Genomic DNA, 10,231 nt, shown 5'->3' on the forward strand with positions numbered 1-10,231 from the left:
ACCTCTCTACTCCTCAGTATCTTTATCTATCTATCAATGTCTTACGGGAGCATTAATAAACAAAAAAAGGGCTATGTGAATGGTGGTATTATTAGTTTAAATAACGATACCATTGCAGCAAGTATAAAAAAGGACCCCCTTCTTAAACTTCAAAGCGAGGTAAAATTTATTGATGCCGGAGGTAAAAAGAAATCATTTAAACCGGGAGTAATTAGTGGCTTTTTTATGGACACCGAAAATGGACGAGTTACTTTCGAAAGTCGCGACGATATTCGCTTAAGTATTTTTCCGTCTAAAGAAGGCAACTTTATTCTTCGTTTGTCCGACAACATTTATCCGCTTTACTATTTTGTAACCACTAAAATGGAGAATACCGGTATTGAATCGGAGATAATTGAAGTGCCACACTATATGGTATTAATGGATTTTAGATGGTACAACTATAACGAGGATAGTTTTGAAACCTGCACAAAATTATTTAGTGACGATAAAGCTCTGGTGAAAGACATAGAAAACGGACGTTATGAATTCAGTGATTTCCCTGAAATTGTTGAACGTTATTGCGAAACCATTAAAGCAAAACATAAATAGCCGCAAATCTATTATTTTGGTATTTTTGTTGTTGAACAAAAATAATCAGAGTTGAAGCCTATTTTATTAAGTACCGCATACTTTGCTCCGGTACATTTCTATACACGCTATTTACACCATGCTGAAGTTTATATCGAGCAATTTGAGAACTTCACCAAACAAACCTACCGAAACCGCTGCCAGATATTGGGAGGAAACGGACCAATTTCGTTGGTTATTCCGGTGGTAAAAGGGCGTGGACCAAAAATTCTTATAAAAGATCTTCAAATATCGTACGATGAAAACTGGCAACGCAACCACTGGCAAACCATCGTTTCGGCCTACAACTCGTCGCCGTATTTCGAGTATTACCAGGATGAATTGTACCCGTTTTATGAAAGTAAAACCAAATACCTGCTAGACTTTAACCTGCAGATACACGAACAACTTTGTGATTTTTTCGAAATTGAAAATAAAATCCGCTTAACTGAAGACTTTGAAAAGGTACCTCAGAACACCTTCAATTTGCGCGATGGTATTTCTCCAAAATTAAAGTACAATCCCGATCCAGCATTTCAGCCCCAAACATATACCCAGGTGTTCTCCGATAAATATGGGTTTTTACCCGATTTAAGTATTCTGGATCTGCTTTTTAACGAAGGCCCAAATGCTTACACCATTCTGTTACAAAGTTTACAGAAGAAATAAGTACAGAAAACAATCCCCCGAATTTGCTGTTTTGAATTTTATGAGTAGAAAAAACAGTCAGATAAAAATCGGGATTTTTTTAATGGTCTTTTCCGGGGTATTTTTTGCTGCCACACTGATCATTCCGTTTTTTGATTTGCCCACCAAAACAAAAGTAGCTGCTTCAACAACCAGTTTTATATTGATGGAAGTTGTGTTTTGGGCCGGGGGACTGCTGGTCGGAAAAGAACTATTCACCAAATACAAGAAACAGTTAAACCCAATAAACTGGTTTAAAAAGAAGAACCAAAACGGGTAAACGACATCAATTAGCACTCAATAAAACCATCTCAATTTTGCTCCTCCTGCGTACTTTTCAATATTGCATTTCACACTGATTTTTTGTAACTTATGTGTTACCAAAAATCCTTAGCCATGAATATAAATGATTACATTTCGTTTGCCGCTGCCAACCCGGTTTGTTATTTGGCAACCTGCGATGGCGATCAGCCACGGGTTCGAACCGTGCTTTTGTTTTTTGCCGATAAAACGGGTTTTTATTTTGGCACTCTCTCTCCGAAAGACTTGTCGAAACAACTTCACCACAATCCGAAAGTAGAAGTTTGTTTTTACAACAATCCGCACGATCTGGCGCAAGCCAAACAGATGCGGTTAACAGGCACGGTTGAATTTGTTAATGATCCGGAGATGATACACCGCTTGCATGAAGCACGCCTTTATCTGGACGATATTTCCGGCTATGATCTGGAACCCATTAGCGAAATTTTCAGAGTAACTGCCGGCGATGTGCACTTTTGGACTTTAAGCGATGTTATGAACGAAGAAAATGTGGAACACCTGGTTTTCTGATTAAGCTTCTTGGATCACTTCCTCATTTTTCTAAAACCGTTCTTTACCAACCTAAATACGTTTATGGTTGCAAATTAGTACCACAATAAATTGAACTGAAGAACACTGCCCGGCTTATCGAAAAACTGATGCGAGAAGTTAATAACAATTGGAGCAAAAAAAAGGCTTCGATTATTACCGAAGCCTTCTATATTCATATTACAAAATCTTAAAACCAAGTGTCAGCATAAACGACGTAGATTTTCCGTTAACAAAATCCGGATCATCGTAAACTTTACCGGTATGCTCCATGCGGGCATCAAGCGTAAAAAATAAAACATCAACACCCAAACCATATTGCACCCCAAATAAGTTATCTTCAAAAAAATCATCACTCAGGTATGGATCCAACTCATTCGGATAATCGGCATCGGTAACAAAACTAAATACCGGACCGGCCATAACCCTAAGGTCGATTACCGGAGTTTTTACCAGTTTGTATCCCAAAAGAATCGGCACATCAATATTCTTGTAATCAAATCCACCCGTTAAGGTACCAATGTCCATCGGACCTTCATACGACAGATCACCACCTTTTTTACTAAAATAAACCTCGGGCTGAACATAAACACGATTAAAGCCTACCCGACCAAACGCACCCCAATGTATTTTGGTAATGGCATCTGAACTAAGGTCAAAATCTCCGTCAAGACTCATGTTTGAATAATGCACACCGGCTTTCACTCCCAAATCAAAAATAGGCTGGGCAAATCCAATCGATGCTATTAAAACAAATAGAGAAGCAAAAAGAAATCGTTTCATAACTATTAGTTTTGAATTTTGTTTATAACGTTAAAATTCTATTTCAAGTATACAGAGTTTTTACAAATATCGTTGCATCTTTTCTCCGTAAATTCAGGCATGAAAATTGTAATTTATTTTTCAAAACAAATTAACCATGAAAAAACACCTGGCTTATCTGCTGATTATAAGTGCTCTTCTTCTTTTTCATAGCTGCTCTAGTCCGAAGTATATTTACGACAAATCGAGCTATGAGCGACAAAAAGAACTCAGAACCAGCCGTGGTGGGAATATTTTTGCTGAGGTGGTGGTAGGGTTAGGATCTGCTTTTGTTGGTGCGATGCTAGAGTGCGAAATCGACTATATTCCTTCTGAACAGCAGTTTAAAAAGATCAACCTGATCAATCCAACAAACGACACAATTTACGTGAATATGCTTACAGATTTGGTTTGGGATGAAAAAAACTACTGCGATTTTATGGATATTCGCATTCCGCCACATTTAAATTGTAAAGTAATGGTGCCCATGCACGCTGCCTACCATTTATATTTTAGCAATACCCCACAAAGCGAAGACGACGAAATGATTGAAATTTATACCACCGATGTAAAACGCTTCAGTCTTTACCCGGGAATGACAATGGAAGCCAATACCGCGCCGGAAGAAAAATAAACACCACCGAATATTCCAAAACACTTTTGTTTAATTGCCGTGTTTTTGATTGGTATTGATCCTTTTTTTTAGCAATTTTTGCCAGTTCATTTCCCCTTACTCCGTTTTTCAGTAAAAAATAATAATCGGGATTCCTGTTTTGCAATTTTCAGTATAGAAACCAATAATAACCGGATAGTAGCCTACATTTTGCTATTGTTTTCCATACTCCCGGTGTCGTATCTTTGAATAGAAAACCAAAAGTACGGCCCGATGAACCTGGAAGAAAATATCATCTCTCTCCTCTCGGAGCAACTTCCTCGCAGCAAAAAACAGCTTAACGATCTTTTTGAATCCGATGCCGAAATCCTGAAAAAGAAGAACGGTTATTTACTTTTTTCGGTTGACGATTTTTCAAAAGAAGATCATTTTCGCACCACCAGTCCTTTTCAATTGGGTAAAAACCTGGCGGTGGCCACCCTGAGCGATATTTTCGCGTCGGGAGGTGGCCCTCAGTATTTCAGTCACTCTATTGCATTAAATCCCGAAAAATGGGATCATTCGTACCTGGTTGAATTAGCACGTGGTGTAGCAGAAATTCTAGTGGAAACAGGTGCGGCATTTATCGGTGGCGACCTGGGAACCTCGGAAGAATGGCACTACACCGGAATTTCAATCGGTTATTCGGATAAACCGCTGATGCGGAAAAGAACAGCTCCCGGCGAACTGATTTACATGACAGGAAATTGTGGTACAGGCAACTTTGAAGCCGCTTTACAACTTTTTAATATCGATAGTAATATTTCTACTCAATTTGAACTGCGACACAAAGAGGCCGGGTTAATAAAGGAATTTGCCACAACCTGTATCGACTCCAGCGATGGAATTGGAAACGCGCTTCGAACTATTTCCTCGCTGAACAACACCGGTTTTTTGATTGACCGCTTAAATTCCGATCCTATTGCCAGTGCTTTTATGGCCCAACTAAAACTGCCGGAAGAATTGTTGTTTTTGGGCGAATGTGGCGAATATGAACTTGTATTTACCATTAAACCTGAAGATGAAGAAAGCTTTTTAGCAGAAGCCGAAAGCAGAGAGCTGTATTTCACCAAAATAGGGACAATACAGAAAAAAAAGAGAATGCTCTTATCGGATTCAAAACTTTACGACTTGGGTGATTTTAATATTGGAGGACGGAATTTTTCTGAACCTCAGGAATACATATCTGTATTAACAAAATACCTAAAAGGTCATGAAACCAACATCTGAAAACGAGGAAGCAAAACGTGACAACGGGTACAGTATTGATTTCTCCAGTGCATGGAGGAACGGGAGAAAGTTACCATTGGATGAGCGAATTAAATTATTCCATGTTTACTTGCAAAACCAGGAAGAAGCGGATAAGCATTTGTACATGCGGGTAATCGATTCGTCAACCGACCGCACCGTAATTGCTGTTGATACCGATGGAAACAAGAAGGAAATGTTGATGTTCGGTTCAAATAATTACCTGGGGCTGGCCAACCATCCGTACATTAAAGAAACAGTTAAAAAAGCCATAAAAAAGTACGGTGTAGGTATTGCCGGACCGCCACTGCTTAACGGTTATTCATCGCTGATGAAAGAACTGGAAAACAGGCTGAGCCAATTAAAAGGAACTGAAGACACCATGATATTTACCAGCGGTTACAACGCAAACCTGGGATTGCTTTACGGATTATGCACACCGCACGATCTGCTATTGGCCGACGAATACAACCACGCTTCATTTTTCGATGGGGTAAAACTGTTAAGAGGGAAATGTATCACTTTCGGGCACAACAACATCGGGCAATTGGAAGATTTACTAAAAACACATAAACCCGATGGCGACCTTTTTGTGGCAGTTGAAGGAGTGTACTCAATGGATGGCGACCTTTCGCCCCTGGATCAAATAATTCCACTGGCACAACAATATAATGCACACACCATTATCGACGATGCACATGGAACAGGCGTTTTGGGTTTTAACGGTGAGGGAATTATGGAGGAACTGCGGATAAAATGGACCAACGAAATAATTATGGGAACCTTCAGCAAAGCTTTTGCGGTAAATGGTGGATTTATTTCCGGTTCGCGCGAGGTGATCGAATTCCTGCGATTTATGGCGCGCACCTATATGTTTTCCGCCTCGTTGCCGCCTGTAACCATAGCCGCTGTTCTGGCAGGTATCGATGTTATTGAAAATGAACCCTGGCGGCGGGTGCAACTTAAAAAGAATGTGTCGTTTTTAACACGTAAGCTGAAACCCTTTGGAATTAGAACTCCTCCGCAGGCCGGAATCATTTCCTTAAATGTTCCAAAAGAAGCCTACATTCGAAAAATGGCCAACGATTTTAATCGCGAGGGAATCTTCTTAAATGCCATTGAGTTTCCGGCTGTGCCTGCTGACAAACAACGATTTCGAATCTCGATAAGTGCCAACCACACCAACGATGACCTGAAAAAACTGGTTGACACCGTAGAACTGATCTGGTATAAACACAATATAGTTTGCAACGATTAAAACATGAAAACTGCGGTATTGATAAATGGTTTTGCCAACAATGGATCGGCCGGGAAAAAATGGGATCACATTGAGGATGATGTGAAGAGTATTATGCCTGTTGGCACTTTGTATATCCATTTCTCGGAAACCGATAACCATAACAGCCTGATGGAAACTTTAATAAACGAATATAAAGTAAAGAACTTTATTTCTGCAGGTGGGGATGGGAGTATAAACAACCTCATCAATACGCTTGCGGAGGTTACAAATTACCAACTCGAACCTTATAGTATTGGTGCCATTGGACTGGGATCGAGTAACGATTTTCTTAAACCTGTAAAACACAAAATCAGCGGGATTCCGGTGAAAATCGATTTTGAAAATAAAAAGCCGGTTGATTTAGGTCTGGTTGAGTTTACAGATAGCGACACGACAAAAAAACAGCTTTTTATCGTTAATGCCAGCCTTGGTTTTACAGCTTTGGGGAATAAACTTTTTAACGACAACAGCAACAAAATTATTCGTTTTCTGAAACCGCGATCAACCGGCATCGCTATTTTGTGGACCATTTTTCAAACGCTGCGGACTTACCAAAATATTGACTTGGAAATTGCTTATAACGAAGAGCTGATTTCAAGTAGCGTCACCAACCTTTCTATTGCTAAAAACCCCAATGTTTCAGGTAGTTTCTGTTACGATGTTGATCCGGGTGCCGACAGTGGCTCTTTAGGATTATACCTGGCCGAGAACTTTAAAAGACAACAAATTCCCAAGCTGCTTTACGCCTTATATCGAAAACGATTCTCAAAAGCAAAGAACTGCAAAACAGCGCTTGTGCAGTCTGTAGAAATAATTTCGACAAAGCCTGTTCTTCTCGAAACCGACGGAGAAATTATTGAAGCCGGTCGATTTCGTTTTTCTGTGTTACCCAAAGCTTTATTTGTTGCTGATTAAAACTACTACAATGAAAAGTGAAAATAATTTTGCACCTGTTCTATCCCTCCGTTTTCTGAGAGCACTTCTTATCCACATGCGGCCTTACCTGCTGTTTGTTTCCGGTGCCGCCGGATTGGCCGGGCTCGCATTGGGATGGCAGGAAAACAGCTCGATAACCAGGTTTGTAATTTTGTTTTTACCGTTCTTTTTGGGCTACGGTTTTGGTCAGGCTTTAACCGATTGTTTTCAAACCGACACCGATGCCATTTCCGCCTCGTACCGACCTTTGATAAAAAAAGAAGTATCGCCAAAAGCGCTTGGTGGTGTTAGTTTGGCCGGATTGGTTCTGATTGGAATTCCACTGATATTCTACAATCTCAACAATCTGATATTTTGTTCGCTGGCAATATTTGGACTGGCCACTTACACCTATTTCAAAAAGAATTTTTGGGTAGCCGGGCCATTTTACAACGGCTGGATTGTTATGATCTTACCCATTACCGCCTTTTTAGCAGTTACAGGAAAAGGCCTTGCATCGCTTAATAACAGTATGCTCATTTGGCTGTGTGTAATAAGCCTTTTTTCTTATGCGAATTTTGTCCTGATCGGCTATTTAAAAGATATTTCTGCCGACAGAGAAACCGGTTACAATACTTTTGCCGTAAAATTTGGCTGGGACCACTCGGTTGTTCTGGGCGACATTTTTGTATTTATTACTGCGCTCGCTTCACTCTTCCTTATCGATGCCACAAACACAATCGGGCTGGCATTATTTATTATAGCCATTTTAGTAGCTGTTTCGGGGCAGGTTAAAGCCCACTTCACTCCCGTAAAAACTGAAGAAAATGCCACCTACCCCATCGTTTCTACGGTAAGGGCATTCATCTTGTGGCATCTGGCAATTACGGTTACTTTTCAACCCGACTGGTACTTGTTTGCTTTGTGCTACTACTTTGTTTTCGAACTGGTTTTGTTGTTCCGACCTGAAAAAGGGCAAATCTGACCGATCATGTTTGAACTAAAAAATAAACGAATAATAATTTCCGGTGCCTCATCCGGAATTGGGAAACAACTCTGCTTTGAACTGGCAAAGTACAATCCCGGGTTAATCCTCATGGCCCGTAACCTGGAGGCTTTGGAACAAGTCAGAAACGAAGTGGTTTCGGCAAATCCACAGCTATCTGAGCCAGTTATTATCAGCTGTGATATTTCGAACGAAAAGGCGGTTAAAAACGCGATAAAGCAACTATCTTCCGAAAAGCAAGCAGTTGACATTCTGATTAATAACGCAGGAATCGGTATTTTCGGTCCGATAAAAAATACCACACCTCAGGATTTCAAACAAATTCTGGATATCAATTTTATGGGCGCCGTTAACCTCACGTACCATACCCTTCCTTATTTCCCTGAAGATAGTCGTGGAATGATCGTATTTGTATCGTCAATTGCCGCGCTTTATGGCATGCCATGTTATGCTGCCTACTCGGCCAGTAAAGCTGCGTTAAGGTCGTTCAGCCAAACCTTAAGAGCCGAATTGTATAATTCCAAAATTTCGGTTTTACATGTAGCTCCCGATTACACCCAAACCCGCTTCTTCCGTAACGAAAAGTTCTTGCCGGGAGCCCGTTTACAGCGCGATAAAATGGCAAAAGCCGAAGATGTTGCCCACCAAATTGTGCAGCTAATGAAACGGAACAAACCAGAAGCTGCACTCTCGCTTCGTGGTAAACTAATTGAGAAAGTGGCTGCACTTTCACCGGGATTTGTCAGGGCTTATTTTCGAAGAAGAGCCGGTAAACTAATAAAAACCTGAAGTCATGAAAAAGCCAAAACTGCTCATAATCGTATTGTTTCAGAATCTGGGCGACGAACGAACCTATTTCGCAAAATCACCGGCTCCACCTGTTTCGGGAGCATTACTGGCAGCTTTAACTCCATCAATTGTGGAAATAGAATTGCTGCACGAAATGATCCGCTCTATCAACTATGAAACTGATGCCAATTATATAGCACTTAGTTTTATGGATTTTTGCGCCGCACATGCAAAAGAAGTTGCCAAAAGATTCAGAGAAAAAGGGAAAAAAGTAATAGCAGGAGGACGTTATGCCTCCACTTATCCCGAAGAAATTGAAGACTACATGGATGCCACCGTTGTTGGAGAAGCTGAAAAAATATGGCCGGTTGTGGTGCACGATCTGGTAAACAATCGCCTGAAAAAGTTGTATTATGCACCGTTTGCACCGCCGCTTGATAATATCCCTCCGCCACGCTACGATTTGATTGAGAAGGACTTTACAGTGCCGGTAGTAACCGAAGCAACACGCGGATGTATTTACAAATGCAGCTATTGCCAGTTGAACATTAATCCGGCCACACACCGCAAACGTCCGATTGCTGATGTGGTGAACGATTTAAGTAGTACTCAAAAACTTCCGCTTCTGAAAAGAAAGATAGCGATGCTGCAAGACAACAACCTGGGTGGCGATTTAACGTATGCCAAAAACCTGTTGCGCGAAATTGCAAAGCTGAATTTATGGTCGTTGGGTGTACAATTTAGTTTTGACTGCCTGCACGATGATGAATTTATCGACTTGCTTGAACAGGCGCATTGCGGTTTGGCATTCATCGGTTTGGAATCATTAAATGACCCCAGCCTGGCCTTTGTGCATAAAAAGCAAAACAAAACGGCCGAATACAAAGAGCTGTTTATGAAGCTAAAAAAACGAGGCATTTTAACTTTTACCGAAATGATGATCGCATTGGACGAGGATACGGAAGAATATTATGACAAACTCCCCGACAAGCTGGAAGAGATCGATCCGAGTTCTATCTTGTTATCCATATCAATCCCGATACCGGGAACACCATTTCACAAACTGGTGAAGGAAGAAGGCCGTATTACCGATGAAAACCTGGCGCACTACGAAGGCGATCATTTAGTATTTCAACCTAAAAATGTTACAAAAGAACAGGTTTTTAGCGCCTACAAAAACATCAACAAAAAGTTCTATTCATGGCGCAATATCATCAGGCGATGGTGGCGTTTTATCAGCGCTGCACATTTTAAAGGTAATAACCTGAGTTCGATTCAAAATATTAACCTCAGAAATACAGAAATGTGCAAGATTTGGATTAAAAATATTGAAAGAATAGCGGGCTATTTTAAAATATTTTTGGTTCAAAGATTGTGCTTTTCTGTATTTTCCTTC

General features: G+C 40.6%; 12 protein-coding genes. 11 read left to right on the plus strand and 1 reads right to left on the minus strand.

From position 1 onward, the window contains the following. From ABZB17_RS15970 to ABZB17_RS15985, 4 genes are all read left to right on the plus strand, one after another. Positions 1 to 591, plus strand: a 591-nt coding sequence (locus ABZB17_RS15970) for a hypothetical protein (RefSeq protein WP_372651491.1), incomplete at its 5' end; no start/stop codon positions are given. 51 nt (positions 592 to 642) lie between these two features. Then, the gene (locus ABZB17_RS15975) at positions 643 to 1,278 is read left to right on the plus strand and encodes a WbqC family protein (protein WP_372651494.1); all 636 of its coding nucleotides are present in this window, start codon (positions 643 to 645) and stop codon (positions 1,276 to 1,278) included. 40 nt (positions 1,279 to 1,318) lie between these two features. Then, a complete protein-coding gene (locus ABZB17_RS15980; protein ID WP_372651496.1) occupies positions 1,319 to 1,576 on the plus strand; it encodes a transporter suffix domain-containing protein in 258 nt (85 codons plus the stop codon). Positions 1,577 to 1,692: 116 nt separating this feature from the next. Continuing rightward, positions 1,693 to 2,127 carry a pyridoxamine 5'-phosphate oxidase family protein gene (locus ABZB17_RS15985; RefSeq protein WP_372651498.1) on the plus strand — a complete coding sequence of 145 codons (435 nt, stop codon included), beginning with the start codon at positions 1,693 to 1,695 and terminating at the stop codon, positions 2,125 to 2,127. A gap of 198 nt (positions 2,128 to 2,325) precedes the next feature. On the opposite strand, the gene ABZB17_RS15990 is transcribed toward ABZB17_RS15985, so the two are convergent. Continuing rightward, positions 2,326 to 2,928 carry a porin family protein gene (locus ABZB17_RS15990; protein ID WP_372651500.1) on the minus strand — a complete coding sequence of 201 codons (603 nt, stop codon included), beginning with the start codon at positions 2,926 to 2,928 and terminating at the stop codon, positions 2,326 to 2,328. Positions 2,929 to 3,064: 136 nt separating this feature from the next. On the opposite strand from ABZB17_RS15990, the gene ABZB17_RS15995 reads away from it, so the two are divergent. The 7 genes from ABZB17_RS15995 to ABZB17_RS16025 all read left to right on the plus strand — a co-directional run. Further along, positions 3,065 to 3,580 carry a hypothetical protein gene (locus tag ABZB17_RS15995; protein WP_372651502.1) on the plus strand — a complete coding sequence of 172 codons (516 nt, stop codon included), beginning with the start codon at positions 3,065 to 3,067 and terminating at the stop codon, positions 3,578 to 3,580. 252 nt (positions 3,581 to 3,832) lie between these two features. Then, a complete protein-coding gene (locus ABZB17_RS16000) occupies positions 3,833 to 4,828 on the plus strand; it encodes an AIR synthase related protein (protein WP_372651504.1) in 996 nt (331 codons plus the stop codon). Then, entirely contained in the window at positions 4,812 to 6,104 is a 1,293-nt protein-coding gene (locus ABZB17_RS16005) for an aminotransferase class I/II-fold pyridoxal phosphate-dependent enzyme (protein WP_372651505.1), read from the plus strand. The genes ABZB17_RS16000 and ABZB17_RS16005 overlap by 17 nt, the downstream gene beginning before the upstream one ends. A 3-nt stretch (positions 6,105 to 6,107) precedes the next feature. Next, a complete protein-coding gene (locus ABZB17_RS16010) occupies positions 6,108 to 7,040 on the plus strand; it encodes a diacylglycerol kinase family protein (RefSeq protein ID WP_372651506.1) in 933 nt (310 codons plus the stop codon). A 10-nt stretch (positions 7,041 to 7,050) separates the two neighbouring features. After that, a complete protein-coding gene (locus ABZB17_RS16015) occupies positions 7,051 to 8,025 on the plus strand; it encodes a UbiA family prenyltransferase (RefSeq protein WP_372651508.1) in 975 nt (324 codons plus the stop codon). A 6-nt stretch (positions 8,026 to 8,031) separates the two neighbouring features. Continuing rightward, positions 8,032 to 8,835: an SDR family NAD(P)-dependent oxidoreductase gene (locus ABZB17_RS16020; RefSeq protein ID WP_372651510.1), complete on the plus strand. Its 804-nt coding sequence runs from the start codon at positions 8,032 to 8,034 to the stop codon at positions 8,833 to 8,835. Positions 8,836 to 8,839: 4 nt separating this feature from the next. After that, positions 8,840 to 10,231, plus strand: a 1,392-nt coding sequence (locus ABZB17_RS16025) for a radical SAM protein (RefSeq protein ID WP_372651512.1), incomplete at its 3' end; no start/stop codon positions are given.

Source organism: Draconibacterium sp. (genome assembly GCF_041583095.1).
Taxonomy (GTDB): Bacteria; Bacteroidota; Bacteroidia; order Bacteroidales; family Prolixibacteraceae; genus Draconibacterium.